This is a genomic window from Comamonas brasiliensis, from assembly GCF_018292285.1.
GTDB classification, from domain to species: Bacteria; Pseudomonadota; Gammaproteobacteria; order Burkholderiales; family Burkholderiaceae_C; genus Comamonas; species Comamonas brasiliensis.
The window spans coordinates 882,825-906,956 of record NZ_JAANES010000002.1; the positions used below are offsets into that span (position 1 = coordinate 882,825).

The following is a 24,132-nucleotide window of genomic DNA, read 5'->3' on the forward strand; positions in this document are numbered from 1 at the left end:
CGCCATGTCTGCACTGTTTGCCAACACGCCCCAGCCACCGTACTACGCCGCCATCTTCACCTCCCTGCGCACCCCGACGGACCAGGGCTATGGCGAGATGGCCGACCACATGGTGGAACTGGCCGGCCAGCAAGCAGGCTATCTGGGCGCTGAAAGCACCCGCGATGCCCAAGGCTTCGGCATCACCGTGTCTTACTGGGAAAGCGAGGAAGCCATCCGTCAATGGAAGCACAACGCCGAGCACCAGATCGCCCAGGAAAAAGGCCACACCACCTGGTACCAGCATTTCGAGCTGCGCATTGCCAAGGTGGAACGTGCCTACGGCAAGACCCGCTGATCGCAACCCTCTCATTCTCGAAAGAACTCACCATGTCGACCGCACTGCACCATATCCCCAACCGCACCAAGAAGCTGCCGCCGCTGCGCGTGGGCATAGGCGGGCCCGTGGGCTCGGGCAAGACCACGATTCTGGAGATGCTTTGCAAGGCCATGCGTGGCAAATGGGACCTGGTCGCCATCACCAACGACATCTACACCAAGGAGGACCAGCGCCTGCTGACCATCAGCGGCGCCCTGCCCGCCGAGCGGATCATGGGTGTGGAAACCGGCGGCTGCCCGCACACGGCGATTCGCGAGGATGCCTCCATCAACCTGGAAGCCATTGACCGCATGCTCAAGGACTTCCCCGATGCCGACATCGTCTTCATCGAATCGGGCGGCGACAACCTGGCTGCCACCTTCAGCCCCGAGCTGTCGGATCTGACCATCTACGTGATCGACGTGGCAGCAGGCGAGAAGATTCCGCGCAAGGGCGGTCCCGGCATCACCAAGAGCGATCTCTTCGTCATCAACAAGACCGACCTGGCTCCCCATGTTGGCGCCAATCTGGACATCATGCGCAGCGACACCATCAAGCAGCGCACCACGCCCAAGGGTCTCAAGCCCTTTGTGATGACCAACCTCAAGACACTGGAAGGTCTGGACGAGGTGGTGGCCTTCATAGAGAAACAGGGCCTGCTGGCGGCCTGAACACCTCTTTCAGGACGAAAAAAAGCCGCCTGGAGCGGCGGCTGTTTCTCTAACCAGTGCGTGATTACTGGTTGGCCAGATCCAGATGGAACTCGCGAGCTTCTTGGATGAATTCGATCAGGGAGTTGATAGCTTGGCGCATGATGAGCTTTCTATGAAATCAAGAGATGCACTTCAAGCGATGGACAGCACGCATCTCATGTACTGTCATTCGCGGGTTAGACCTTAAGGGTTAACCCTTGTAGCTAAGTATAAACCACTATCTTCGCTTTTGCAAAGCCCGTCCTGCGCAAAGGGCGTCAGGCTCGTCAGCGCACTGCCTTGAAGTGCCTGCTCACGCAATTGCAAGGCCTGAGCACATCAATATTTGCGAGATTCCTGCATCAAAATTGACGCATAACGCTGTACTTTTCACCAGTACGTCACCGAATATGCCCGCCGACTGCTACGCTATGGCCTGTTGACAATATTTGTGGCGGGCTCACAACTCCCGCAGTCGGAAAGTGGAAATGGCGCGAGATTGTGGTTTGCAGCAGATGGGCGGGCTTGCGTCCCATCGAATGAATGCCGACATCCAGCCCGGCCAATATGCAGCGCCCGCCTTCCACCGCAGCGGAGCGCACGCATGACCTCCACGCCGACCGGCCCGAGCACGCCTGCTGCCTGGCACATCACCACCATGAACCCCGCAGAAGCCCCCTGGCATCTGCTGCTGCTGGCCGACCCATCGCGCGAGCGCGTCAAGCGCTATCTGCCCGGCTCCACCTGCTTTGGAGCGCGCCAGACGGAACAGTTCACTCCCAGCGGCCTCGGTGCCTTGATCGGCGTATGTGTGCTGGTCCCCGAGGGCGACGGCCTTCACCGGTGGGAACTGATGAACATGGCCGTGTCCACGGCCTGGCAGAGCAAGGGCATAGGCTCGGCCCTGCTGTTGCGAGCCATCCGCGAAATGCGCGAACGCGGCGTGCAGCAGCTGGATGTGGGAACTGGCAGCTTTGGCGACCAGCTGCTGTTCTACCAACGCCTGGGTTTTCGCGTCACCGACATCGAGCGCGACTTCTTTTTGCAGAACTACACCACCCCGCTGTGGGAGCGCGGCGTGCAGCACAAGGACATGCTCAAGCTAACACTGGATCTCTGAAAGCATGGGCGGCCGGCCGAAGAGATCCGGAAGGCCGGGTGCCTGCTGAAAAGCGCAAAGAACAAGAGGCGCCGCGGCGCCTCTTGTTCATCCAGCCTCGTCCTGGCGGCCTCAGGCCGTCTTGAGGCGACGCGCACGCACGGCGGCAGCCAGTTGCGCCAGCACCGGCACCGTCTGCTCCATGCTGATGCAGGCATCGGTCAGCGAGATGCCGTAGGCCAGCTCCTCACCCTCCACGATGTCCTGACGGCCTTCGTGAATATGGCTTTCGATCATCACGCCGGTGATGCGCGTGTCGCCGCCTGCAATCTGCTGGGCCACATCCGCTGATACATCGATCTGGCGGCGATGCTGCTTGCTGCTGTTGGCATGCGAGAAATCGATCATCACCTGCGGGTGCAGGCCGGCCTTTTCCAGCACTTCGCACGCAGCCTGGACATGGGCCGCGTCGTAGTTGGGAGCCTTTCCGCCGCGCAGGATGATGTGGCAGTCCTGATTGCCGCGCGTCTCGAAGATCGCACTCTGGCCCATCTTGGTCATGCCCATGAATGCATGCGAAGACTGGGCGGCCAGAATGGCATCGCTGGCCACCTTCACGCCGCCGTCTGTGCCGTTCTTGAAGCCCACGGGGCAGCTCAGACCGCTGGCCAGCTGACGATGACTCTGGCTCTCCGTGGTACGTGCACCAATCGCGCCCCAGCTAACCAGGTCGCTGATGAACTGCGGCGACAGCAGATCCAGGAATTCCGTGCCGGCAGGCAGACCCAGCGCCAGCACATCGAGCAGCAGGCGGCGTGCCAGCTCCAGCCCTTCGTTGACGGCAAAGCTGCCGTCGCGGTAAGGATCGTTGATATAGCCCTTCCAGCCCACGGTGGTACGCGGCTTCTCGAAGTAGACCCGCATCACGATCAGCAGATCGTCCTTGAGCGCATCGGCCTGGACCTTGAGCTGGCGCGCGTAATCCATGGCCTGATCGTGATCGTGAATGGAGCAGGGTCCGACCACCACCACCAGCCGGTCATCCTGGCCATGCAGCACGCGCGAAATGGCGGCACGGCTGGTTTCGACCAGCTGCTGCGCCTCTTCGGTCACGGGCAGCCACTCCTCCAGCAGTGCCGGGGTCAGCAGCGGGCGCACGATCTTGATGCGCGTGTCGTCAATGCGGGTCTTGTCCAGCGTGGTCAGTTTGGGCGGGGCCTTGCGGGCCGAAGCTGCGCCGGGATGCAGGGGCGTCGTGGAGGATGTCATCCCGCTATTGTCGCGCCATGCGCTTTAACCCGCGCGCTCGCCCCCATCGGCGGCTGCGGAAAGCGGCCTGCTGCCGCCAGCCGGGCAAGGCTGGACGGCGCCCCGCCCCGGTAGACTGGCGGCCCCTAGAAGATCGAACGCCACCGCCCATGGAACTGCTGTTCACCATCACCCCGACCCACACCGACTGCCGGCTGCAGGCTGCGCTGCAGTGCGAGATGCAGCAGCACGCGCGGCAACAGGCCGCCCTGCAGGCCCGGATGGCGGGCTGGCAGGAGCGCTGGCTCGCCCCGCTGCTGCTCTGCCTGGGCCTGGGGGGCGGCCTGCTGACCATCGCTCGGCCGGGCCAGCAGCTGAGCCCCGAAAAAATCATCGCCATGCTGGTCTCGACCGTGCTCTGCATCCTGCTGTGGAAGCGCTACTCAGCGCGCCTGCTCGGCGCGTTGCGTCAGCACCAAGCCATGCGCCAAGCGCCGCTGCAGGGCCTGCACCGGAAGCTGGTGCGCGCAGGCCTGCGAGCCCGCCTGCGCCGCCTGGAGGGCGGCTACCGCCTGCAGCTCGACGATCAGGGCTTCACGCTGATCCACGACCGGGGTGCGCGAGAACGGCTCGAATGGGCGCAGATCGCGCGCCTGCAGGCCACACCCGACTTCTACAAAGTGGCCTGTGCCCGGCTCGCGGCCGAGGGCAAGGCCTACCATATCCCCCGCCATAGCGATGCCATGGACCCGGCCGCCTACCGGCAGGGATTGGCACTGTGGCTGAGCAAATGCCCGATGGCACCGGAGACACCAGCCGCCATGACGCGCTGATTCAGCGTATACGGGCGGTGCTTTATTCCCCGGCCGACAGCTTCATCAGCACCAGACCGCTGACGATCAGGACAGCCGCTCCCACGCGCATGGCACTGAGCTGCTCTCCCAGCACCGTGACGCCCACCAGGAATGCACCCACGGCACCGATACCGGTCCAGATCGTATACGCCGTGCCCAGAGGCAGACTGCGCATGGCCACCGACAGCAGACCAAAGCTGGCGATCATGGCCACGATGGTGATGGCGCTGTATTTGAGGTTGGTGAAACCATGGGACTGCTTCATGGTGAAGGCCCAGACCACTTCCAGAACGCCGGCCACCAGCAGATAAACCCAAGCCATAGAAAACCTCTTTGAAGATCGAATGGCCAGGCCGTCCCGGCAGGAATACAGGCCATGCATCGCATGGCCCGGCAAGGTCGTCCCTGCGGCATGAATCCTAATCCGCATGCGCTAATCCGGGCCAGCCATGGGTGGTTCGGCCGCCACACCATGGGCCAGCGCTTCGTTGGCTCCGGCCGTCAACGCCTGCGGATTCCATAGGGCAGTGCAAGGTTTGACGGACTGCGAAGGATTCGGCAGGCCCGATGCCGACAGGAGCGGCGCCTTGAATGCCGTAGGCGCAACACAGGCGGTGCGCAGCTCCTGCTGGCCCTCGAGGACTGCACCATGCAGGGACAGAGCTGATGCAAGGCAATGGCACACTGGGTGGCTTGTGCCAAGCCCGCCCATCGCCATCATGCTTTCAGGACTGAACCACCTCACTCTGGCCGTCGCGGATCTGCCGCTCAGCCTGGATTTCTATGTGCGCGTGCTGGGCTTTCGTCCACGCGCGCAGTGGGATCAAGGTGCCTATCTGGGACTCGGTGATCTGTGGCTGTGCCTGTCGTCAGACGAACAGCGAAGCCAGGCCCGCAGCGCTGACTACACCCACTACGCATTCACCCTTGCTCAGCAGGACTTCGCGCACTTTGTGGATCATGCTAGGTCATGCGGTGTCCGGGAGTGGAAGAGCAACCGCAGCGAAGGCGATTCCTTCTACTTTCTGGACCCGGACGGCCACCAGCTCGAAGCCCATGTCGGTTCTCTGGAAAGCCGCCTGGCGCAATGCCGCTTGCGGCCTTATGCGGGCATGCGGTTTTTCGACTGAGCCAACGAGCAGGCAACGGAGGCGTTACTCAGGCAAGACCAGGTGCAAGAGCCTGTTTGACACAGCAGCGCTCCAAGGAGCGCTGCCAGTCGATACCGGGGAGCCAGCCTGGCTGCGCCACACTAGGCGGCCAACCGCTCCTCTTCCATCACCACCACATTGCCCACCGTCGCACCATAGTGCGTTGCCACGCGCTTGCGCTGCTTGAGCACGGCCCTGTCCTTGCTGACCAGCAAGGCCTTGTGCTGGCTTGCCAGATCGAGGAAATGCTGGTCATCGGGATCGGTGCAGGTGAAGCGGATCTTGGGTGCAGCGGACACATATTCGACGGCCTCGTCAAACGCCGCCATCACGCCTTCGGGCGTCTTGCCGTAGTAGCTGACGCGCGGCGCAATCTGGCTGTAGTGCAGCACGCGACCCAGCTCGATGCGCTGAGCCTCATCGGCAATCCAGCGCACCTCGCCACGGGCGACCAGCTCGCGGATGGTCGGGATATCCGGGTCGTCAAAGATCAGCATGTCCAGCACCACGTTGGTGTCCAGAATCATGGGACGCGGCAACGGGCCGTCATAGCCGGCGTTGCAGGCCGGCCAGCGCAGGGGAGCGATCTTCATTGCTGTGCGTCGCCTTCTGCGGCCTTGCGCGGCTTGGTCGAACCCTTGACCATGTCGAAGCGGAACAGACGGCACTCGATAGGGCCGTTCCACATGGGCGTGCGGCGCGACTCCTTGAGGCGCATCTTGCTGGGCAGCTTGAGGTCGGGCGTCAGCATCCAGGCGCTCCAGCCGCTGTAGTTCTTCTTCCAGTGGCTGGCCAGCTGGTTGAAGAATTCGCCACCGTCCTCGGTCTGCGCGGTTTCACGGCCTGCGCGTTCGACCTGGCCCATGCGCTCGGCCGCATTGCGGCCTGCGCTGCCGGCGGCCGCGATACGCTCGCCATAGGGCGGGTTCAGCAGCATCATGCCGGGCTGCTCGCTGGGCGGCATGCGCTGCAAGGCATCACCGCCGCGCAGGCTGACGGTAGCGGACACACCCGCACGTTCGGCATTGCGCTGGGCAAAGTCCACCATACGGAAGGCGATGTCCGAGCCGTAAATGCCCACCGGCGATTCGGGCAGGATCTGGCCCTCGGCCTCATCCAGCATGGCTTCCCATACATGGCGCTGAAAAGGCACGAGCTTCTCGAACGCAAAGCGACGCAGAATGCCGGCCGGAATCCTGCGCGCGATCTGCGCGGCCTCGATCACCAGGGTACCGCTGCCGCAGCAGGGGTCGTACAGCGGCTGGGGGTTGTCGCCATGCGGGTTCCAGCCCGAGGCCGCAATCATGGCTGCGGCCAGGGTTTCCTTGAGCGGGGCATCGCCCTTGTCTTCGCGCCAGCCGCGCTTGAACAGTGCCTCGCCCGAGGTGTCGATATAGATGGTGGCGCCGTCGGTCGTCAGGTGCAGATGCACACGCACATCGGGGTGATGGGTCTCCACACTGGGACGCACACCATTGCGCTTGGCGCGGAAACGGTCGGCGATCGCGTCCTTGACCTTGAGCGCCGCGAAGTTCAGGCTGGTCAGCGGGCTATGCTGGGCCGTGACTTCGATCTTGAAGGTTTCCTTGGGCGAGAACCAGATCTCCCACGCCACCTCGCTGGCGGCACGATACAGATCGTTCTCGCTGCGGTACATGGTGTGCGACAACTCGATCAGCACGCGCTGAGCCAGGCGGCTGTGCAGATTGAGCAGCATGGCATCGCGCCACATGCCGCGCAGCATGACGCCGCCCCGGCCCACGAGCAGATCCTGCCCGCTGGCGCCGGTGATGGCGTGGACCTCGTCGGCCAGAAAGCCCTCGACGCCGGCGGCGCAGGGCAGAAACAAATGCAGTTGGTTCATAGAAATCAGTGCGCGCCAGCAACGGCGCAGGCGCCGGACGCTCACGGGAGCCTGTTGTGCGCTTTACAGGGCATAAGCATACGCGCTAGGCCTTTTCCGGTGCCCGCGCACGACAAGCGTTGCTCTACAGATGCATGCAGGGCCCCAGGCATGATGCCAGGCCAAGGAGCAATGACGACATGGAAGAAATCAGCTGGAACGACTTTATGAAGGTGGAGCTGCGCGTGGGCCGCGTGCTGCAGGCCGAGGTCTTTGCCGAGGCCCGCAAACCCGCCTACAAGCTGCTGGTGGACCTGGGCCCCGAGCTGGGCCAGCGCAAGTCCAGCGCGCAGATCACCACCCACTACCAGCCCGAGGAGCTGATAGGACGGCTGGTGGTGGCCGTGGTCAACTTTCCGAAGAAGCAGATTGGGCCCTTGATGAGCGAATGTCTTGTGACCGGTTTTCACGATGCCGCGGGAGCCGTGGCCCTGTGCGTGCCCGACAAGGAGGTGCCGCTGGGCACGCGCCTGCTGTGATCGGCATATTCAGATGCAAAATGGCCGCCAGCCATTCTCCTGCCTACGGATACTGCTATGAATATCAGCTTCAACCCGCTGGTGCGCGTGCGCACCGTCACCGCCTTTGTCAACCTCAGCGCCGATAAGGCACAGTGGCAGGCCGGCCTGACCCAGGCCAAGCAGCAATGCGATGCCGTGGCCGATGCCATCGAGGCCCGGGGCTACCAGGTGCAGTCCATCCGCATTGTGAGCAACCCGTTCGGCGAATACCTGGACGTCAGCGGCATAGACAGCGCCCTTGCCGGCCTGCAGCACATTGCTGAAACGCTCAAAGCCATCAACACCGGCAAACGCCGCATCCGCTTTGCCGTGGGCGAAGCGCGCAATGCGCAGGAAGTGGCCCTGCTGCCGCAGCTGATTGCTGCCTATGGCGACCTGTGCAACGCCTGCGTGAATATCGATCTGGATGAACATGGCTTTCTGCAGACCGGCTTGCTGACCCACAGCGTGCAGGCCATTCAGCAAATCGCGCGCACCACGCCGCGCGGCGAAGGCAACTTCAACTTCACGGTCAACTTCAACTGCGCACCCGGCATTCCCTATTTCCCGGCCAGTTACCACCGCGGCCAGCACCACGGTGCGCTGGTGCTGGGTCTGGAAACACCAGACCTCATGGTGGCTGAACTGAAGGCGCTGCAGCAGCAGCGCCTTCAGCTCGATCATGCGGCGTGGTTCAAGCTCGCATTCGAGCGCCTGAGCCAGACCCTGAACGAGCATGCCGGCGCCATCCAGCGCTGCGCCGACGGCGTGAAACTGGCCGAGGGCTGGCATATCGCCGGCATGGACACCTCGGCCGCGCCGTCCAAGTCCTGCGCCTCCATGGTCGATGTCTACCAACTGCTGGGCGTGCCCCATTTCGGCGCCAGCGGCACGGTGGAAGCATCGGCCCTGCTGACCCGCGTCTTCAAATCGGTAAGCGGCGTGACGCAGATCGGCTTCAGCGGCCTGATGCTGGCCGTTACCGAGGACCAGGGCCTGGCACAGGCCAGCCTGAATGACGAATTCGATATCCGCGCCCTGCTGACCTACAGCAGCGTCTGCGGCATCGGCCTCGATACCGTGCCGGTGCCGGGGGATAGCAGCGCCGAGCAGATCGCCGCCGTCATGCGCGATACGGGCACCATGGCTTTTCGCCTCAACAAGCCGCTGACGGTGCGCCTGTTCCCCGTACCGGGCCTCAGAGCCGGCGACAGAACAGCCTTCGAGAGCGCCGACCTTTGCAACTGTGCCGTGCTGGCCCTGCCTTGAATATCGATCCCGACCGGCTGCCGCGCCTGGCAGCCAAGTGCCGGCAGCTATTGCTTTTGATATTCCCCTACCCCGGTTCTGTTTGACCTGCCTCCATGGTGGCAGCCGGGGTGCCCCCGGTAAAATTGATCCTTATGGCAAAAATTATCGTTCTGGCACTGGTGCTGCTCTTCTTTGGCTGCGGGCTGTACATGCATCTGCGCGGCAAGGTGCGCCACAAGGTGGTCAAGCAATTGTTTGACCACTCCACGTTCACAGCGCCGTTCAACGTCTTCATGCTGATGTTCAGCAAGGTGCCGCGCACGCCCTATCTGCCCACCAGCACCTTCCCCGAGCTGGCGCCGCTGCAGGCCAACTGGCGCGAGATCCGCGAGGAAGCCGTCAATCTGCAAAAGAACATGCAGATCAAGGCCGCCGCCAACAACGACGACGCAGGCTTCAACTCCTTCTTCAAGACCGGCTGGAAGCGCTTCTACCTCAAGTGGTACGGCGATGCCCACCCCTCGGCCATGGAGCTGTGCCCCAAGACCACGGCCCTGGTGAAGTCGATTCCCAGCGTCAAGGCCGCCATGTTTGCCGAGCTGCCGCCCGGCGCCAAGCTCAATCTGCACCGCGACCCCTATGCAGGCTCGCTGCGCTATCACCTGGCCGTGCTGGCGCCCAACGACGACCGCTGCATGATCGAGGTCGACGGCCAGCCCTATAGCTGGCGCGAAGGCGAAGGCGTGATCTTCGACGAGACCTTTATGCACTGGGCAGAGAACCGCAGCGAAGGCAACCGCATCGTGCTGTTCTGCGATGTGGAGCGCCCCATGACCAATGGCTTTGCGCAATGGCTCAACCACTGGCTGGGCAAGAATGTGGTGGCCGCCGCCAGCTCGCCCAACAACGAAGGCGACCCGCGCGGCATGATCAGCAAGCTGTTCAAGATCTCGTTCTATGCGGGCAAGTACCGCCGCGCCTTCCGCGACTGGAACCCGACCTTCTACAAGATCCTCAAGTTCGGACTGATGATCGGCGTGCTGGTCTGGTTTATCTGGTGGTTGATTCCGTCTCGATAAGCCTGCCCTGAAGGCAAAGCCCCAAAAAGCCGCTGACGTATGTCCAGCGGCTTTTTTTTCGCCTCCTTGGCGGACCGTCTCAAACCCCGCTCCCATGAAGCGAGTTTATTCCTGTCCAGAGGACCGCAATACGCATTTCAATGTCTGGACAGTTATCTGCCATGCAATATCCGTCACTACAAAAACAAATCAGAATCAAAATAAATAGTGACGGTTTACAAAATATGGCATTAAAAACATTTACTCACTCTCAAAGAGCCTTTAAAGCAAAAAAACAATTGTCAGCCCGGCATGGATATTGATTAATCGTAAACCTCTCTCACTTCAATTAAAGGGTTTACCCTTAATAGAAGATATTTCTTAAAAGAGGCCGATAGAATTTTTTCACCTGTTAAGAACCACAGGAATCGGTCTTTTACCAAATAGCAGCAGGGAGTGATATTTATGCATTATCAATCACGAAAGTTTTTAACCATCCACCGAGGAGAGCGACAGTGCTGAAAAACATAAAAATGCTATTGATTGCATCCCTCGTGGGATCAATCGTTGCCTGCGGGGGCGGCGATGGTGACAGCAATGCCGGAGGAGGTGGCGGCGGCACTCCGCCAGGCCCTGGCGTCACTCAAACTCCTGCTGAAAAGATAGCGGAACTTGAGTCGTCCGGAGAGATTCCCAAGTTGGAACGTGGCCCTGATATCAGCGGGCCCGACAGCAATACCAGCGGTATACGCGACGATATCGAATCACTGCTGGCCGCCGAATATACCGGCGCCCGACTTGCCGCCGCGATGCAAACCGCAAGAGCCTTTCAAAAGGCCTTGCTCGTCGACACCGAGGACATCAATGCGGTCAAGGCCATCAGCAAAGAGATTTCACGAGGCATCAACTGCATATATTCCCAATTTGATGGTGCCGATGGCTCCAAGCAGCCGGCCCGGGTCGCGCAAGAGCTGGAATCGATGACGGCCAATACCAAGGACCGTTTATTGGCATATCTGAAATACAACAAGGCACTTGATGGAACGTCCTCCGCTTTGCCAGAGGGAGATACCTGTGAATAAGATTCTCAAAAAATGCACATGCATTTTGCTGTCATTCATTGTCGTGAGCACCCCGCTCACCGGTGGCGCCCAAGTCGTCAATCCCGATACGAATCTATGCCGGGAAACGGGGATCGCCTTTGCCTTTCTGAACGGTGTCCAAACCACCGAATCGCAGGCCAATCGAGCCCTGCAGGAGCTCAAGCGCATTCACGGTCAAACCGCCCCCGGCGGCGATCAGATCAAGTATGAAACCCTGTACAACTATTCGAACGGCTTCGAGGATTTCGTCGAAACCTTCGAGCAGCGCCTGCAGGAGCAGGAAGGCTTGCTGGCAGGCAGGTACGAGCTTTTCTTCGAGGCCCTGAATGGTGGCGGCTCATGGTGGAGCAGCATCGTCAACACCGTGTCGGCAGCGACCGGATTGCTCACGGGATTCGTTGACTGGTACAAGTCGGCAGCCATCAGCCAGCTCAGCTCCTTGCTGGGCAATCCGCCGACGCTTGCCAACTATATGGAGCATCAATCGCGCATCGACAACTGGATTCTCGAAGGCAAGAAGATTCTCTTTGTCGCCCACTCTCAGGGCAATCTGTTTGCGAACGCTGCGTATGCCTATGCGGCTCCCAAGGCCGTCGCAGGCTCGGTGAAGGTGGTGCATATTGCGCCGGCATCGCCCACGCTCAACGGCGAACACACCCTGGCGGATCTGGATCTCGTCATCAATGGCCTGAGAGCCGTGGGCACGGTGGCCAGCATCACGGACAGCATTCCCGGCTATCTGCTGCGCCCAGCCGGTATGAATGGCGAGAAAGACCTGCTCGGCCATGGTTTGATCGAGATTTACATCAACCCGGGCCTGGAGATCTCCAACCGCGTGAAGAGCCACATCACGACCGCACTGTCCACACTCGTGGCTCCGCCTGCGCAAGCGACATCCGGCTTTTTCACCACCACCCTGACATGGGACGGCAGCGGTGACGTCGACCTGCACACTTATGAGCCATCAGGCTCGCACGTCTACTACCGCAACATGCGCGGCGCCAGCGGCTATCTCGATGTGGACAATACCGTCGCCTACGGACCCGAGCATTACTATGCATCCTGCGATTCGGCAAGGCTGCAGGAAGGCACCTATCGAGTCGCCATCGCCAACTACGCCAGAGCCGCTGGCAGAACCGCCACGGTACAGGTTGCATCCTGGGATGACGGCGTGCTGGGCACCAAGTCGGTCACCCTGGGCGCGGCCACCGGCGACAACCCGGTCTATGCCATGTTCAATGTCGTGGTGAGCAAGAACGCCCAGAACGGCAAGTACTCCGCAACCCTCGCCCCCTGAGCGACGACGCACATCCTGCCCGAGGCAAGCGGTCTTCACCAGGCCGCTTGCCTTTTTTGCTCCTAGCCGCGCGGCGATTCGCTACAGCGCCTTGCGCAGCGTGGTCGTGGGGATCTTGAGCTGCTCGCGGTATTTGGCGACGGTGCGGCGCGCACACTCAATGCCCTGCTCCTTGAGCATGTCGGCCAGCTTGGCGTCCGACAGCGGCTTTCTGGCATCTTCGGCATCGACAAACTGCTTGATCAGCGCACGCACGGCCGTGCTGGAGGCACTGCCGCCGGTTTCCGTGCCCAGGCCCGAACCGAAGAAATACTTGAGTTCGAAAGTACCTTGGGGCGTGGCCATGTACTTGGCCGTGGTCACGCGGCTGATGGTGGACTCGTGCAGGCCCAGCGTGTCGGCGATATCGCGCAGCACCAGCGGGCGCATGGCCAGCTCCCCATGCACAAAGAAGTTCTTCTGCCGCTCCACGATGGCTTCGGAGACACGCAAGATGGTGTCGAAGCGCTGCTGGATGTTCTTGATGAACCAGCGCGCCTCCTGCAGCTGCTGCTGCAGCGCCGCATGACCGTCACTGTTCTTGTGGCGACGCAACACTCCGGCATAGATGTCGTGCACGCGCAGACGCGGCATGACCTCGGGATTGAGTTGCACGGAAAAGTCCGCCCGGCCCGAGCCGGAGCGCACCGGGCGCACGATGACATCGGGCACCACGATATGGCGCTCCACGTCGACAAAGCGCCGACCCGGACGCGGCTCCAGCCTGGCGATCAGGGCCATGGCCTCGCGCAGCTGTTCCTCGCGCGCGCCGCACAGGCTGGTGAGCTTGCGCAGATCGCGCCGCGCCAGCAGGTCCATGGGCTGGGCACAGATGGCCTGCGCCAGCAGCAGCCGGCTCATATGCGCCTCGGTCGTACCCTCGTCCTCGGCCGTGCGGATCAGATCGCGCAGCTGCAGTTGCAGGCACTCGGCCAGATCGCGCGCGCCCACGCCCACCGGCTCCAGGCTTTGCAGCAGCTTCAGCGCAATGGCAAAGTGCTGCTCCAGCTCCTCGCGCTCTTCCAGGTCGTCGCCGGCCAGGCTCTGCGCCAGCTCCTGCAGGGAATCCTCGAGATAGCCGTCGTCGCTGAGCGACTCGATGAGAAAGCGCAGCGCCGCCGTGTCTGCCGCGCCCAGATGCAGGCTCAGCGCCTGACGATGGAGAAAGTCGGTCAGGCTCTGGTGCTCGCGCGCCAGATCGATGGCATCGGTTTCGTCATCGCCATCGCGGTTGCGCGTGGAGCTGCTGGCCGAGGGCGTATCCCACTCGCTGCTGGATTCGCCGCCCCACTCCCCGTCCTGGCCGTCCATGCCGTCGGCCTCCCAGTTCAGCGTTTCCGGGGTTTCGGGGCTCGGCGCCTCCGCTACTGTTTCAGTAGCTAATTGCGCTTGCGATGCTTCTTTTTCAGCATGAATACCATCTGAAACACTGTATTCACTAACGCTAGCAGCTACATCTACAGGAGCATCTCCTGCAGTTTCGGCCTCATCGCCCGCACGTTCCAGAAAAGGGTTGTCGACCAGCATCTGCTCGACTTCCTGCGCCAGCTCCAGAGTGGAGAGCTGCAGCAGCTGAATCGATTGCTGCAGCTGCGGCGTCAGCGATAAATGCTGCGAAACACGTAGCGAGAGTCCTGGCTTCATCGAGGCGCGGCTCCCAGACAATCATTGCAAACGCGCGCAGTGCTATGGGTTTGCCGCCGGGCCGCCCCAGGGCAAACCCCGGCGCAGCCGGTCAGGGCCCCTTCCGGGGGCAGCGACCACACAAAGTGAGGGAGCGTGGTGGTCATCACATCCTGAAATGTTCGCCCAGATAGACGCGGCGCACATCGGCGTTCTCCACGATCTCCTCGGGCGTGCCTTCGGCCAGCACATGGCCGTCGCTGATGATGAAAGCGTGGTCGCAGATGCCTAGCGTCTCGCGCACGTTGTGGTCGGTAATCAGCACGCCGATGCCGCGCTCCTTGAGGAAGCCGATGATGCGCTGGATCTCGATCACCGCAATCGGGTCGATACCGGCAAACGGCTCGTCAAGCAGGATGAAGCGCGGCTGCGTGGCAAGGGCACGCGCGATTTCCACGCGCCGGCGTTCACCGCCGGACAGCGCCAGCGCCGGCGACTGGCGCAGATGCTCGACGCGCAGCTCCTGCAGCAGGCCCGTGAGGCGCTTTTCGATCTCGTCGCGTGTCAGAGCCTTGCCCTGCTCGTCCTTTTGCAGCTCCAGCACGGCGCGCACATTGTCTTCCACGCTGAGCTTGCGGAAGATGGAGGCTTCCTGGGGCAGATAGGACAGGCCCAGGCGCGAACGCTGGTGAATCGGCATGCCGCCCACCGGCTGGCCGTCGATGAAGATCTCGCCGCCGTCGCTGCGCACCAGGCCCACGATCATGTAGAACGAGGTAGTCTTGCCCGCACCGTTGGGGCCGAGCAGACCGACCACCTCGCCTTTTTGCACGGACAGCGACACATCCTTGACCACTTTGCGGCTGCCATAGGACTTGGCCAGATGCTTGGCCTCCAGGCGGCTGTCGGACTCGCCGCTGCGGCTGCTGGAGAAGGTCGGCTCGCTCATTTCTTCTCGTCGGCTTTCTCGCCGCCCAGCGTCATGCTCGGGCGCAGCTGGGTGGCAGGTGTGGCGGGCTTGGGCTGTGCGCCCGGCGTACCGTCCTTGGGCGCCATGATGGCGCGTACGCGACCGCCCTGACCCACGGAGGAGCTAGGCAGGCCGCCACTGGTCTTTTGACCATCGACGGTATAGACGTCGGTGATGTTGTTGTAGACGATGATGGAGCCCGTGACCTGGTCGCTGAGCTGGCCGCCACGGTAGCGGCGCATCTCGCCACGGCGGATGAACTTGACGATATCGGCCTTGCCGTCGTATTCGATGACTTCGCCTTCGCCTTCGATGAACTCTTCGGGCTGGCCGGCCACGGTGTCGCGCTTCTGACGGAAGAAGGCACGCTTGCCGGGCTCGGCCTTGATCACCCCGTACTGATAGCCCTCGGCATCCTGACGCACATCAAGCTGAGCGCCGCGCAGCACGATGGAACCCTTGGTCATCACCACATTGCCGGTGAAGACGCTGGTCTGCTGCAGCTCGTCGTGACGCAGCGCATCCGCCTCGATATTCATGGGCTTGGCGCTGTCGGCCTTTTCGGCATGGACAATGCCGGTCGCTGCTGCCAGGGCGCAGGCCAGCGCAAGAGGTAGGAGTGTTTTTTTCATGGAAGGCACGTTTCTTGCATCCATTGTAGTCATTCCCTTTTTGCAACTTGCGTAAAAACCACCCACAAAAAAGCCCGCGCTACGGCGGGCTTGCTGGGCATCAAACGTCGTTGGCGTCCGAAGCCTTGCGTCAGGCCTTGCGGCTGGAGGCGATCAACGCATTGACCACGCGCAGCACATTGTCCATATTGCCGGCCTTGGTGCCGTCCGTGTAATAGCGGCCGGCCACGCCCATGGCGGGCACGCCTTCCACGTCGTACTCGTTTTGGAGCTGGGTGGCCTTGCGCACCTGGTTGGCCACGGTGAAGGAGTTGTAGACCTCCTTGAACTTGGCCAGATCCACGCCCTGCTTGCCGATCCAGTCAAAGATGGCCTCATCGTTCTTGAGCGGGTTGCGGTCCACGTGAATGGTACGGAACACCTTGGCGTTCAGCTGGGGCAGCAGGTTCATGCCTTCCAGTGCGTAGTACAGCTTTTGCTGGGGCACGAAAGAGGCATTGAAGGCCACGGGCACCTGGCGCACCACCACATCGGCGGGCTGGGTCTTGGCCCAGGCTTCGAACTGGGGCTCGAAGGCATTGCAATGCGGGCAGCTGTACCAGAAGAACTCGATCACCTCGACCTTGCCGGCCGGCGCACTCACGCTGGCGGGCTTGCCCAGCTTGATGTAGTCCTTGCCTTCCCGGGGTGCAGCACCCTGGGCCCAGCTGGAGGATGTGCCCAGAGTCAGGGCACCGGCGGCAGCTGCCGAGGCAGCCAGAGAGAATTCGCGACGTTTCATCTAAACAAACTCCTGTATCAGGTCTGCAGTATCAGAGCCCAGCGGCCCCAAAAAGTTCAGCAAAGTCCTAAATCTCGCACCCGCTGCCCGGGACGCCTCGGGCTGCTGCCCGAGGGCTCCACAGAGAGAGGCTGCACAACGCCTCGCAGGGCCGATTATCGCGCCGCACGCACCAGGGTCGAGTCCACACCCGCGCCGTCGAGCTTGCCCTTGAGCTGCTCGGCATCGTCACGCTTGCTGAACGGCCCCACGCGCACGCGGAAAACGGTGATGCCGTTTTGCTCACGCTCGCTGATACGGGACTCCCAGCCCAGCATGGCCAGCTTGGCACGCTGCGCTTCCGCTTCGCTCTGGCCGCGGAAAGCGCCTGCCTGCACAAAGTAGTTGAATGCCGAGTCCGAGGACGATGCGGCCTGGGCCGCTGCCTTTTCCTTGTCTGCACGCGCCTTTTCAGCCTTGTCGGCCGCTGCGGAACGCTCCTTGACCAGATCACCCAGCGGATCACCCGATCCGGGCTTGGCCGTCTTGTCGGGCGTGGCGGGTGCCGGCGGGGTGGTGACTCCGCCGGTTGCGGTCGGCTGCACGGCAGGCGTGGGCGGTGTCACCGTCACATCGCTGGGCGGGACGGGCGGCGTCACCGGTGCCGGCGCGGGCTGGCGGCTTTGCAACGGTGCGTTGGGGTCCCAGTTCTTGTTGCGCTCGGCCTCAGCCGCATCGCGCTGAGTGTTGTTGCCACCCTTGTTGAGGAAGGGCACCGGTACCTTGGTCACATAGATGGCCACGGCCAGAGCCGCAGCCAGACCGATGACCATGCCAAAGATAAGCCCCAGGATGGTTCCACCGCGTTGCTGGTTCTTCATATCAGTCGCTTAACGCTTTCTGCTTCGATTGTTCCGTTCTCAGATCCATCGCCCCCTGCGTGGCGCGGCCGGCAGGGGAGGCGACGGGCAGAAAACCGGGATTACATGCGCTCCGGCGCGCTCACGCCCAGCACAGCCAGACCATTGTGCAATACCTGGGCCGTGGCGGCGACCAGGGCCAGACGTGCAAGCTTGACCTTTTCGTCGTCCACCAGAATGCGCTCGGCATCGTAGTAGCTGTGATAGCTGGAAGCCAGGTCGCGCAGGTAGAAGGTCACGTCGTGCGGTGCATTGCCTTCGGCAGCAGCGGTCAGCATCTCGGGGTACTTGGCCAGCAGCAGCATCAGGGCCTGGGCCTGCGGGCCTTCCAATGCGGACAGGTCCACATCCTTGAGTGCCGCCAGGCCGGCGCCGCCGGCTTCCTGCCAAGCGCGCAGCACGGACTGGATGCGCGCATGGGCGTACTGCACGTAGTACACGGGATTGTCGTTGTTCTGGGCCACGGCCAGATCCACGTCGAAGGTGTACTCGGTGTCGGGCTTGCGCGAGAGCAGGAAGAAGCGCACAGCGTCCTTGCTGGTCCACTCGATCAGATCGCGCAGCGTCACGTAGGAGCCGGCACGCTTGCTGATCTTGACCTCTTCGCCGTTGCGCACCACGCGCACCATGGTGTGCAGCACGTAGTCGGGGTAGCCCTCGGGGATGCCTACATCGGCAGCCTGCAGGCCGGCGCGCACGCGGGCGATGGTGCCATGGTGGTCCGTGCCCTGGATATTCACCACCTTGGTGAAGCCGCGCTTGAACTTCTGGATGTGATAAGCGACGTCAGGCACAAAGTAGGTGTAGCCGCCGTCGGTCTTGCGCATCACGCGGTCTTTGTCGTCGCCGTAGTCGGTGGACCTGAGCCACAGCGCGCCGTCCTGCTCATAAGTCTTGCCGTTGGCGATCAGGCGGTTGACCGTTGCCTCGACATGACCGTTTTCATAGAGGCTGGACTCCAGGTAGTACTCGTCGAACTTCAGGTTAAACGCCTGCAGATCCTTGTCCTGTTCGTTGCGCAGATAGGCCACGGCGAACTGGCGAATATTGTCGTAATCCTCGACATCGCCATTGGCAGTGAACTCGCGGTCATCGGCCTTGATGGTTTCCTTGTTCAGGAAGGCCTTGGCGATGTCGGCAATGTAGTCGCCGTTGTAGAAATTCTTGGCCAGCGGGTTGTCGCTGTCGGTGGGCCAGCATTCGTCACCGGGCTTGAAGCCCTTGGCGCGCAGCTGGGTGCTCTTGGTCAGGGTATCGATCTGCACGCCCGCGTCGTTGTAATAAAACTCGCGGTGGACTTTCCAGCCCTGGGTGGAATACAGATTGCTGATCGCGTCGCCGATCGCTGCCTGGCGGCCATGGCCCACATGCAGAGGGCCTGTGGGGTTGGCGGAGACGAACTCGACGAGGATGTTCTCACCGCGATCGGCCTGGTAGCCGAACTTCCCGGCCTGCGCCAGCACCTCGCGCACCACCTCCTGCTTGGCAGCAGGCTTGAGGCGGATATTGAGAAAGCCCGGGCCTGCAATTTCAATCGCATCCACCCACTGCTGGAAGGCGGCAGTAGCCTCCAGCGCGGTCTTGAGCTGCTCGCCCAAGGCGCGGGGGTTGGCCTTCAGAGGCTTGGCCAGCTGCATGGCCGCCGTGCAGGCGAAGTCGCCATGGGCTGCCACTTTGGGGTTTTCAAACGCAGCGCGTGCGCCGGCGCCGGGCGAGAGTGTTTCGAGCTCAGCAGCCAGGGCTGCGAGCAATTCCTGTTTGACGGAGAGCATCGCGGGATTTTACGTGCCCGATTCAAGTCCTGCCGAATCGCTGGTGCCACACCCTTGTTCCTGGGCCGGTTCACGCACTCGCGTACCGCCTCCAGATCCGCGCCGGCGCCCGGCCGCCAGCAACAGACGGGAGATGCGGGGGCAGTTTGCCTGCCCATGTCCTGCCAGCAACACAGGGCAGCTCATCAAATGGCAATCATTCTCATTTAAAACTAGAATGCAGCCCATGCCAACGCCCCGCCCCTCTCTCGACCCCATGCAGCAGGCGCAACAGCTGTTTACCGGCCATCACGCCTGGTTGCTGTCAAGACTGAAGGCGCGGCTGCGCAATACGGCAGAGGCACAGGACGTGGCTTCCGAGACCTTTTTGCGCGTGGTTGCAGCACCCAGCCCGGTGCCCATCGATGAACCCCGCGCATTTCTGACCACGATCGCCAAGCGCCTGCTGTTCACGCTTTGGCGGCGGCGTGAGCTGGAGCAGGCCTATCTGCAGGCCTTGAGCCATAGCCCTCAGGAGCTGGCCCCTTCGCCCGAGGAGCGAGCGCTGCTGCTGGAGACGCTGGACACGATTGCCCATGCACTCGACGGCCTGAGTCTCAAGGCCCGCCAGACCTTTTTGCTGAGCCAGCTCGACGGCCTGACCTATCACGCCATTGCCGAGCAGCTGGACATCTCGCACAGCACCGTGCGCCGTCATATGACCGAAGCATTTCGCCGCATCGCGATTGCCCAGCTTCATCAGCAGGCCGGCCTGGCACCGGCCAGGGCAGGCCAGGCATGAACCCGTCGCTCAACCCGGCCACCGAGGCCGCCATCGAGTGGCTGGTCTGCCTGCATTCGGGCCAGATGAGCCAGGAGCAACGCCAGGGCCTTGAACAATGGCTGGAGGCTGCCCCCGCCCACAGGGCGGCCTGGCAGCAGCTGCAGGCACCGCTGCAGAATCTGCTGCAGCCCTTGCGCAGCTCCGGCCCCGAGCACCTGGGCCAGCTGCTGGGTCAGACCCTGGCTCGCGCCGAGGCCGGCACGCGCCGGCGCCGCCAGATCCTGCGCGGCGCCCTGGGTCTGGGCGGCATGGCGACCGGCTGTGGCTGGCTGCTGGACCGCCAGACACCGCTTGCCCAGTGGAGTGCCAGCCTGCGCACCGACACCGGACAGCGCCGCGACTTCACCCTGCCCGATGGCAGCACGGTGACACTGGATGCGCGCTCGGCCGCCGACCTGGCCTTCGACGCGGGCCAGCGGCGCGTCATTCTGCGCCAGGGGGCGCTGGTGGCCCGGGCTGCGCCACAGACACCGGGCGGACCCGCTTTTGTGGTGCAAACCCTGCATGGACAGATCCGCGCCCTGGGCACGCGTTTCAGCGTGCGCCAGAGCCCGCAGTTCAGCAGCGTCGGCATGCTGGAGCACAGCGTACGCATCACGACCGCAGGCGGCGAGCAGCAAGTGCTGGCTGAAGGGCATAGCGCCCGCTTCGATACCCAGGGCATCTGGGCCGATGCCAGCGCGCCCAGCAGCATGGCGGCCTGGCAGCAGGGCATGCTGGAGGCACATGACCTGCCGCTGGGCGAGGTCGTGCAGGCACTACGCGCCTATCGTCGCGGATGGATTCGGGTCTCGGCGCATGCCGCCGCGCTTCAGGTCTACGGCACCTACTCCCTGGAGGACACCGACCGCGCCCTGGCGGCACTCGCCGAGACCCTGCCCATCCGGCTGCGCAGCTACTCCGGCGGTGCACTGGTGATGATCGAGTAGTACCAGCCTGAACCGCATCGCCCGATGGCGCTGCCGCGCAAACGGCAGCAAACCATCAAGACAGCCATCGCCTATTTGGCGCTTGCAAAAAATTGAACACTTTTTTTCCGCGGCTCGACAAGCCATGGACAGCTCCTGATCGAGCACCCTGTTCATCTTGTCGAAAGCAATGCATGCTGCACCACCGTTCCCTGCACCTGAGCGCCCTGGCCCTGGCCTGCGCCATGAGTGCCCAGGCCCAGACCCCCGCGGCCCCGACCGCACAACGCCACTACGATATGCCGGCCCAGCCCCTGGGCAGCACACTTGCACGCATCGCGGCCGATAACGGCCAGCAACTCAGCCTGGATGCCGAGCTGGTGCGCGGCCACACGGCACCTGCCCTGCACGGCAGCTATACCGCGGAGCAGGCCGCGCGCGCCGCCCTGGCCGGCAGCGGGCTGGAGCTGGTGCACACCGCCGGCGGCAACTGGAGTCTGCGTGCAGCGCCAGCCGGCAAGCCGGTGTCCGCCGCCGAGCCGCAGCAAGGCAGTGGCGCGACCCTGGCGGAAGTACGCGTGACCGCTCAGGCAGAACGCCATGCCACCACGGAACAGACGGGCTCCTACACCAGCCGCGCCGTCACCATCGGCAAGGGCGAACAGGCCATGAAAGACATTCCGCAGTCCGTCAGCGTGGTCACGCGCCAGCTCATGGACGAGCAGAACGCCACCTCGGTCTACGATGCCCTGGGCAGCACCACCGGCATCACCTTGCTGCAAAGCCCGCAGGGCGGCAAATACATCTACTCGCGCGGCTTCAGCATGGCCACCATCCAGTATGACGGGGTCAATGTGCAGCGCCTCTACGGCCGTGCCAGCAACTACCAGGGCGGCACAGCCATCTATGACCGCGCTGAAGTGCTGCGCGGCTCGGCCGGCCTGATGCAGGGCGGGGGCGACCCCAGCGGTGTCGTCAACTTGGTGCGCAAGCGCCCGCTCAAGGAGGGCGGCGTCAACGTCACGGCCAAGGCTGGCTCCTGGGACCGCTATGGCGCCCAAGTGGATGGCAGCGGCGCGCTGAACGCCGATGGCAGCCTGCGCGGCCGCGCTGTGATCGATGTGGAAGACCAGCACTCCTTCATCGACTACGCCAACCAGCGCAATGCCACGCTGTATGGCACCTTGGAGTACGACCTCTCGCCCCAGACCCAGGTCAGCGTGGGCGCCAGCTATGAGTCCTTCAAGGGCAGGCCCTTTATCTCGGGTCTGCCGCACTACAGCGACGGCCGCGACATCGGCCTGCCCCGCTCCACCTACCTCGGCGCCAGCTGGAACCGCCAGGACAACAGCACCAAGACACTGTACGCCGATCTGTCGCACCAGTTCAACAGCCGCTGGCGCGCCAAGGTCTCGGCCATGCATGTCCAGGAAGATCTGGACATGAAATACGCCTCATCCCAGCGCGCCGTGGCCACCAGCACCGGCCTGGGCGCCACCGTCACCAACCTGACGCAGGCCGACCAGAGCGCCTCGGGTCTGGACGCCAACCTGACCGGCGATTTCAGCGCCTTTGGGCGCGAGCACCAAATAGTGCTTGGCGCCAGCTATAGCCGAGGCAAGGCCACCAGCGACTACAGCTCGATCACGCCAGCAGTGCCCGTCAACGTGTTCGACCCCAACCCTTTCCGGGAAGAGCCAAGCAACGAAGCCATTCGCTATGCCAACACCGAACGCTTTGTGGGCACCACGCGCCAGGTGGGCGTCTATGGCGCGCTGCGCCTGCAAGTCACTGATCCACTCAAGCTGGTGATGGGTGGACGCCTGGGCAACTACAAGTCCGAATACGACCTGATCACGACGACCACCGGCAACGTCACCACCTCGAACTCACGCCAGGCCAACACCCGTTTCATGCCCTTTGCAGGGCTGATCTATGCCCTCAATCCCGAGTGGTCTGCCTACGCCAGCTATGCCGATATCTTCAACCCCCAGGCGTCGCTGAATGCGGCGGGCCAGAACCTCAAGCCCATCCAGGGTGCCACCTATGAAATCGGGCTGAAAGGCGAGCTCTTCGGCGGCCGCGCCAACACCTCCTTCGCCCTGTACCGCGTCGACCAGAAGAACCGCGCCACCGAAGACATCGCCTCCGGCCCCAACTGCCGCGACGGCTACTACTGCTACAGCGATGACGGCAAGGTACGCAGCCAGGGCCTGGACGCCGAGATCAGCGGCGAGCTGACCCGTGGCTGGAACCTGTTTGCCGGCTACACCTTCAACCGCAACACCTACAAGCGCGACGTCTACAACGAAGGGCAGGACTTCAATACCTACACGCCCAAGCACATGCTGCGCCTGTGGACTACCTACCGCCTGCCCGGCGCCATGAGCGCCTTCACCATTGGCGGCGGTGTGAATGCGCAAAGCGCCTCCTACCGCAAGATCGGCACGATCAGCCTCAATGCCCCGGGCCGCGCAGTGTGGAGCAGCTATGTGCGCTACCAGATCAACCGACAGTGGCAGGCCTCGTTGAACTTCAACAATATGTTCGACAAGCGCTACTACAACTCGATCGGCAACCTGGTCAACAGCAGCCACTATGGCGATCCGCGCAATGTGATGCTGACGCTGCGCGGCACGTTCTGAATGCAGCAGACATGAAAAAGGCCGCTTTGCAGCGGCCTTTGCCTTTTGCGGGGGCTGGCGCAGGCTACATGCCGCGCGCCCAGAAGATGGCAACCACGGCGATCACCGGCACCACATGGCCCTGCCACATCACCCACTTGCGGGTCTGCCTGATCTCATCGGGCGCCGGCAGCTGACCGCTCGCATCCAGCGTCTTCTTCCAGCGACGGAAGGTCAGCGTGGGCTTGAGCGAGAGCAAAAAGGCGATGACGAACAGCGTCATCTTGAGATGGAACAGCGGCGAGGCCGTATAGGCTCCCATGCCCTTGACGCCCCAGAGCAGGCGCGCAATACCGGTCAGCAGCAAGACGATGGCGGCAATGCCGTAAATCATGTCCAGCCTGGCCAGACGCTGCACCACGGCGGCATTCATCCACTCCACACGGCACAGGGCGGCCTGGCTGGTCAGAAACACCACCAGGGTCAGGATCGCCAGCAGATGGGCGCTGGCAAGAACAGCTTCAAAGGTCATGGCTTCACAGTAGAA

At 62.8% G+C, this 24,132-nt stretch carries 24 protein-coding genes; 13 read left to right on the plus strand and 11 right to left on the minus strand.

What is annotated here, in order from left to right; translation table 11 throughout:
* The first annotated feature begins 4 nt into the window (after nucleotides 1-4).
* The 3 genes from DJFAAGMI_RS12480 (at nucleotide 5) to DJFAAGMI_RS12490 (ending at nucleotide 2,170) form a co-directional block, all read left to right on the plus strand.
* Complete coding sequence (locus tag DJFAAGMI_RS12480) at nucleotides 5-337, plus strand: antibiotic biosynthesis monooxygenase family protein (RefSeq protein WP_211457375.1); 333 nt, start codon at nucleotides 5-7, stop codon at nucleotides 335-337.
* A gap of 32 nt (nucleotides 338-369) precedes the next feature.
* Entirely contained in the window at nucleotides 370-1,029 is a 660-nt protein-coding gene (ureG, locus tag DJFAAGMI_RS12485) for an urease accessory protein UreG (RefSeq protein ID WP_003068221.1), read from the plus strand.
* Nucleotides 1,030-1,654: 625 nt separating this feature from the next.
* Nucleotides 1,655-2,170, plus strand: a complete 516-nt coding sequence (locus DJFAAGMI_RS12490) for a GNAT family N-acetyltransferase (RefSeq protein ID WP_211457376.1) — start codon at nucleotides 1,655-1,657, stop codon at nucleotides 2,168-2,170.
* A 111-nt stretch (nucleotides 2,171-2,281) separates the two neighbouring features.
* Here the strand turns inward: DJFAAGMI_RS12490 and DJFAAGMI_RS12495 are convergent, their stop codons facing one another.
* A complete protein-coding gene (locus tag DJFAAGMI_RS12495; protein WP_249334185.1) occupies nucleotides 2,282-3,418 on the minus strand; it encodes a 3-deoxy-7-phosphoheptulonate synthase in 1,137 nt (378 codons plus the stop codon).
* Between the two features lie 149 nt (nucleotides 3,419-3,567).
* Here DJFAAGMI_RS12495 and DJFAAGMI_RS12500 point away from each other — a divergent pair, with 149 nt between their 5' ends.
* Nucleotides 3,568-4,230 (plus strand): hypothetical protein, encoded by a 663-nt coding sequence (locus DJFAAGMI_RS12500; protein WP_211457377.1) that lies wholly within the window; start codon nucleotides 3,568-3,570, stop codon nucleotides 4,228-4,230.
* Nucleotides 4,231-4,252: 22 nt separating this feature from the next.
* Here DJFAAGMI_RS12500 and DJFAAGMI_RS12505 read toward each other — a convergent pair whose 3' ends face one another.
* Nucleotides 4,253-4,573 (minus strand): DMT family transporter, encoded by a 321-nt coding sequence (locus tag DJFAAGMI_RS12505; RefSeq protein ID WP_003080957.1) that lies wholly within the window; start codon nucleotides 4,571-4,573, stop codon nucleotides 4,253-4,255.
* A 397-nt stretch (nucleotides 4,574-4,970) separates the two neighbouring features.
* Between DJFAAGMI_RS12505 and fos the strand changes: the two genes are divergently transcribed.
* Nucleotides 4,971-5,381, plus strand: coding sequence for a fosfomycin resistance glutathione transferase (fos, locus tag DJFAAGMI_RS12510; protein WP_211457378.1), 411 nt, complete (start codon nucleotides 4,971-4,973; stop codon nucleotides 5,379-5,381).
* A 122-nt stretch (nucleotides 5,382-5,503) separates the two neighbouring features.
* On the opposite strand, the gene DJFAAGMI_RS12515 is transcribed toward fos, so the two are convergent.
* Both DJFAAGMI_RS12515 and DJFAAGMI_RS12520 read right to left on the minus strand, forming a co-directional pair.
* The gene (locus DJFAAGMI_RS12515) at nucleotides 5,504-5,995 is read right to left on the minus strand and encodes a putative toxin-antitoxin system toxin component, PIN family (RefSeq protein ID WP_211457379.1); all 492 of its coding nucleotides are present in this window, start codon (nucleotides 5,993-5,995) and stop codon (nucleotides 5,504-5,506) included.
* The gene (locus DJFAAGMI_RS12520) at nucleotides 5,992-7,266 is read right to left on the minus strand and encodes a THUMP domain-containing class I SAM-dependent RNA methyltransferase (protein WP_211457380.1); all 1,275 of its coding nucleotides are present in this window, start codon (nucleotides 7,264-7,266) and stop codon (nucleotides 5,992-5,994) included. Before DJFAAGMI_RS12520 ends, DJFAAGMI_RS12515 begins: the two co-directional genes overlap by 4 nt.
* Nucleotides 7,267-7,445: 179 nt before the next feature.
* Between DJFAAGMI_RS12520 and DJFAAGMI_RS12525 the strand changes: the two genes are divergently transcribed.
* From DJFAAGMI_RS12525 to DJFAAGMI_RS25065, 5 genes are all read left to right on the plus strand, one after another.
* Complete coding sequence (locus DJFAAGMI_RS12525; RefSeq protein WP_211457381.1) at nucleotides 7,446-7,784, plus strand: tRNA-binding protein; 339 nt, start codon at nucleotides 7,446-7,448, stop codon at nucleotides 7,782-7,784.
* Nucleotides 7,785-7,841: 57 nt separating this feature from the next.
* Nucleotides 7,842-9,074 carry a DUF711 family protein gene (locus DJFAAGMI_RS12530; RefSeq protein WP_211457382.1) on the plus strand — a complete coding sequence of 411 codons (1,233 nt, stop codon included), beginning with the start codon at nucleotides 7,842-7,844 and terminating at the stop codon, nucleotides 9,072-9,074.
* A 134-nt stretch (nucleotides 9,075-9,208) separates the two neighbouring features.
* Complete coding sequence (locus DJFAAGMI_RS12535; RefSeq protein WP_080731616.1) at nucleotides 9,209-10,135, plus strand: aspartyl/asparaginyl beta-hydroxylase domain-containing protein; 927 nt, start codon at nucleotides 9,209-9,211, stop codon at nucleotides 10,133-10,135.
* Between the two features lie 494 nt (nucleotides 10,136-10,629).
* Nucleotides 10,630-11,196, plus strand: a complete 567-nt coding sequence (locus DJFAAGMI_RS12540; protein WP_211457383.1) for a hypothetical protein — start codon at nucleotides 10,630-10,632, stop codon at nucleotides 11,194-11,196.
* A gap of 43 nt (nucleotides 11,197-11,239) precedes the next feature.
* Nucleotides 11,240-12,514, plus strand: a complete 1,275-nt coding sequence (locus DJFAAGMI_RS25065) for a YfaP family protein (protein WP_249334187.1) — start codon at nucleotides 11,240-11,242, stop codon at nucleotides 12,512-12,514.
* Nucleotides 12,515-12,595: 81 nt separating this feature from the next.
* On the opposite strand, the gene DJFAAGMI_RS12550 is transcribed toward DJFAAGMI_RS25065, so the two are convergent.
* The 6 genes from DJFAAGMI_RS12550 to argS form a co-directional block, all read right to left on the minus strand.
* Nucleotides 12,596-14,197 carry an RNA polymerase factor sigma-54 gene (locus DJFAAGMI_RS12550; protein ID WP_211457384.1) on the minus strand — a complete coding sequence of 534 codons (1,602 nt, stop codon included), beginning with the start codon at nucleotides 14,195-14,197 and terminating at the stop codon, nucleotides 12,596-12,598.
* Between the two features lie 145 nt (nucleotides 14,198-14,342).
* On the minus strand, nucleotides 14,343-15,125 hold the full coding sequence (gene lptB, locus DJFAAGMI_RS12555) for an LPS export ABC transporter ATP-binding protein (protein ID WP_034355232.1): 783 nt from the start codon (nucleotides 15,123-15,125) through the stop codon (nucleotides 14,343-14,345).
* Nucleotides 15,122-15,778 carry a lipopolysaccharide transport periplasmic protein LptA gene (gene lptA, locus DJFAAGMI_RS12560; protein WP_211457385.1) on the minus strand — a complete coding sequence of 219 codons (657 nt, stop codon included), beginning with the start codon at nucleotides 15,776-15,778 and terminating at the stop codon, nucleotides 15,122-15,124. The genes lptB and lptA overlap by 4 nt, the downstream gene beginning before the upstream one ends.
* Before the next feature lie 130 nt (nucleotides 15,779-15,908).
* On the minus strand, nucleotides 15,909-16,559 hold the full coding sequence (locus DJFAAGMI_RS12565; protein ID WP_043003858.1) for a thiol:disulfide interchange protein DsbA/DsbL: 651 nt from the start codon (nucleotides 16,557-16,559) through the stop codon (nucleotides 15,909-15,911).
* 155 nt (nucleotides 16,560-16,714) lie between these two features.
* Nucleotides 16,715-17,419 (minus strand): SPOR domain-containing protein, encoded by a 705-nt coding sequence (locus DJFAAGMI_RS12570; RefSeq protein ID WP_167003539.1) that lies wholly within the window; start codon nucleotides 17,417-17,419, stop codon nucleotides 16,715-16,717.
* A 101-nt stretch (nucleotides 17,420-17,520) separates the two neighbouring features.
* Nucleotides 17,521-19,230 (minus strand): arginine--tRNA ligase, encoded by a 1,710-nt coding sequence (gene argS / locus DJFAAGMI_RS12575; RefSeq protein WP_167003537.1) that lies wholly within the window; start codon nucleotides 19,228-19,230, stop codon nucleotides 17,521-17,523.
* Nucleotides 19,231-19,447: 217 nt separating this feature from the next.
* Here argS and DJFAAGMI_RS12580 point away from each other — a divergent pair, with 217 nt between their 5' ends.
* The 3 genes from DJFAAGMI_RS12580 to DJFAAGMI_RS12590 all read left to right on the plus strand — a co-directional run bounded on the left by DJFAAGMI_RS12580 (nucleotide 19,448) and on the right by DJFAAGMI_RS12590 (nucleotide 23,606).
* Nucleotides 19,448-20,011 carry a sigma-70 family RNA polymerase sigma factor gene (locus tag DJFAAGMI_RS12580; protein ID WP_211457386.1) on the plus strand — a complete coding sequence of 188 codons (564 nt, stop codon included), beginning with the start codon at nucleotides 19,448-19,450 and terminating at the stop codon, nucleotides 20,009-20,011.
* Nucleotides 20,008-20,982: a FecR domain-containing protein gene (locus DJFAAGMI_RS12585; RefSeq protein ID WP_211457387.1), complete on the plus strand. Its 975-nt coding sequence runs from the start codon at nucleotides 20,008-20,010 to the stop codon at nucleotides 20,980-20,982. The genes DJFAAGMI_RS12580 and DJFAAGMI_RS12585 overlap by 4 nt, the downstream gene beginning before the upstream one ends.
* A 173-nt stretch (nucleotides 20,983-21,155) precedes the next feature.
* Nucleotides 21,156-23,606: a TonB-dependent siderophore receptor gene (locus DJFAAGMI_RS12590; protein ID WP_249334189.1), complete on the plus strand. Its 2,451-nt coding sequence runs from the start codon at nucleotides 21,156-21,158 to the stop codon at nucleotides 23,604-23,606.
* Between the two features lie 64 nt (nucleotides 23,607-23,670).
* On the opposite strand, the gene DJFAAGMI_RS12595 is transcribed toward DJFAAGMI_RS12590, so the two are convergent.
* Nucleotides 23,671-24,117, minus strand: coding sequence for a DUF2214 family protein (locus tag DJFAAGMI_RS12595; RefSeq protein ID WP_043003853.1), 447 nt, complete (start codon nucleotides 24,115-24,117; stop codon nucleotides 23,671-23,673).
* Nucleotides 24,118-24,132 lie beyond the last annotated feature (15 nt).

Bases quoted from the DNA above. Each gene is read 5' to 3' on its own strand.
- DJFAAGMI_RS12515 (WP_211457379.1), bottom strand. From the start codon at position 5,995: ATGAAGATCGCTCCCCTGCGCTGGCCGGCCTGCAACGCCGGCTATGAC.
- fos (WP_211457378.1), top strand. From the start codon at position 4,971: ATGCTTTCAGGACTGAACCACCTCACTCTGGCCGTCGCGGATCTGCCG.
- ureG (WP_003068221.1), top strand. From the start codon at position 370: ATGTCGACCGCACTGCACCATATCCCCAACCGCACCAAGAAGCTGCCG.
- DJFAAGMI_RS12570 (WP_167003539.1), bottom strand. From the start codon at position 17,419: ATGAAGAACCAGCAACGCGGTGGAACCATCCTGGGGCTTATCTTTGGC.
- DJFAAGMI_RS12500 (WP_211457377.1), top strand. From the start codon at position 3,568: ATGGAACTGCTGTTCACCATCACCCCGACCCACACCGACTGCCGGCTG.
- DJFAAGMI_RS12565 (WP_043003858.1), bottom strand. From the start codon at position 16,559: ATGAAACGTCGCGAATTCTCTCTGGCTGCCTCGGCAGCTGCCGCCGGT.
- DJFAAGMI_RS12530 (WP_211457382.1), top strand. From the start codon at position 7,842: ATGAATATCAGCTTCAACCCGCTGGTGCGCGTGCGCACCGTCACCGCC.
- DJFAAGMI_RS12590 (WP_249334189.1), top strand. From the start codon at position 21,156: ATGCTGCACCACCGTTCCCTGCACCTGAGCGCCCTGGCCCTGGCCTGC.
- lptA (WP_211457385.1), bottom strand. From the start codon at position 15,778: ATGAAAAAAACACTCCTACCTCTTGCGCTGGCCTGCGCCCTGGCAGCA.
- DJFAAGMI_RS12595 (WP_043003853.1), bottom strand. From the start codon at position 24,117: ATGACCTTTGAAGCTGTTCTTGCCAGCGCCCATCTGCTGGCGATCCTG.
- lptB (WP_034355232.1), bottom strand. From the start codon at position 15,125: ATGAGCGAGCCGACCTTCTCCAGCAGCCGCAGCGGCGAGTCCGACAGC.
- DJFAAGMI_RS12480 (WP_211457375.1), top strand. From the start codon at position 5: ATGTCTGCACTGTTTGCCAACACGCCCCAGCCACCGTACTACGCCGCC.
- argS (WP_167003537.1), bottom strand. From the start codon at position 19,230: ATGCTCTCCGTCAAACAGGAATTGCTCGCAGCCCTGGCTGCTGAGCTC.
- DJFAAGMI_RS12505 (WP_003080957.1), bottom strand. From the start codon at position 4,573: ATGGCTTGGGTTTATCTGCTGGTGGCCGGCGTTCTGGAAGTGGTCTGG.
- DJFAAGMI_RS12525 (WP_211457381.1), top strand. From the start codon at position 7,446: ATGGAAGAAATCAGCTGGAACGACTTTATGAAGGTGGAGCTGCGCGTG.
- DJFAAGMI_RS12495 (WP_249334185.1), bottom strand. From the start codon at position 3,418: ATGACATCCTCCACGACGCCCCTGCATCCCGGCGCAGCTTCGGCCCGC.
- DJFAAGMI_RS12520 (WP_211457380.1), bottom strand. From the start codon at position 7,266: ATGAACCAACTGCATTTGTTTCTGCCCTGCGCCGCCGGCGTCGAGGGC.
- DJFAAGMI_RS12550 (WP_211457384.1), bottom strand. From the start codon at position 14,197: ATGAAGCCAGGACTCTCGCTACGTGTTTCGCAGCATTTATCGCTGACG.
- DJFAAGMI_RS12490 (WP_211457376.1), top strand. From the start codon at position 1,655: ATGACCTCCACGCCGACCGGCCCGAGCACGCCTGCTGCCTGGCACATC.
- DJFAAGMI_RS12585 (WP_211457387.1), top strand. From the start codon at position 20,008: ATGAACCCGTCGCTCAACCCGGCCACCGAGGCCGCCATCGAGTGGCTG.
- DJFAAGMI_RS12535 (WP_080731616.1), top strand. From the start codon at position 9,209: ATGGCAAAAATTATCGTTCTGGCACTGGTGCTGCTCTTCTTTGGCTGC.
- DJFAAGMI_RS12580 (WP_211457386.1), top strand. From the start codon at position 19,448: ATGCAGCCCATGCCAACGCCCCGCCCCTCTCTCGACCCCATGCAGCAG.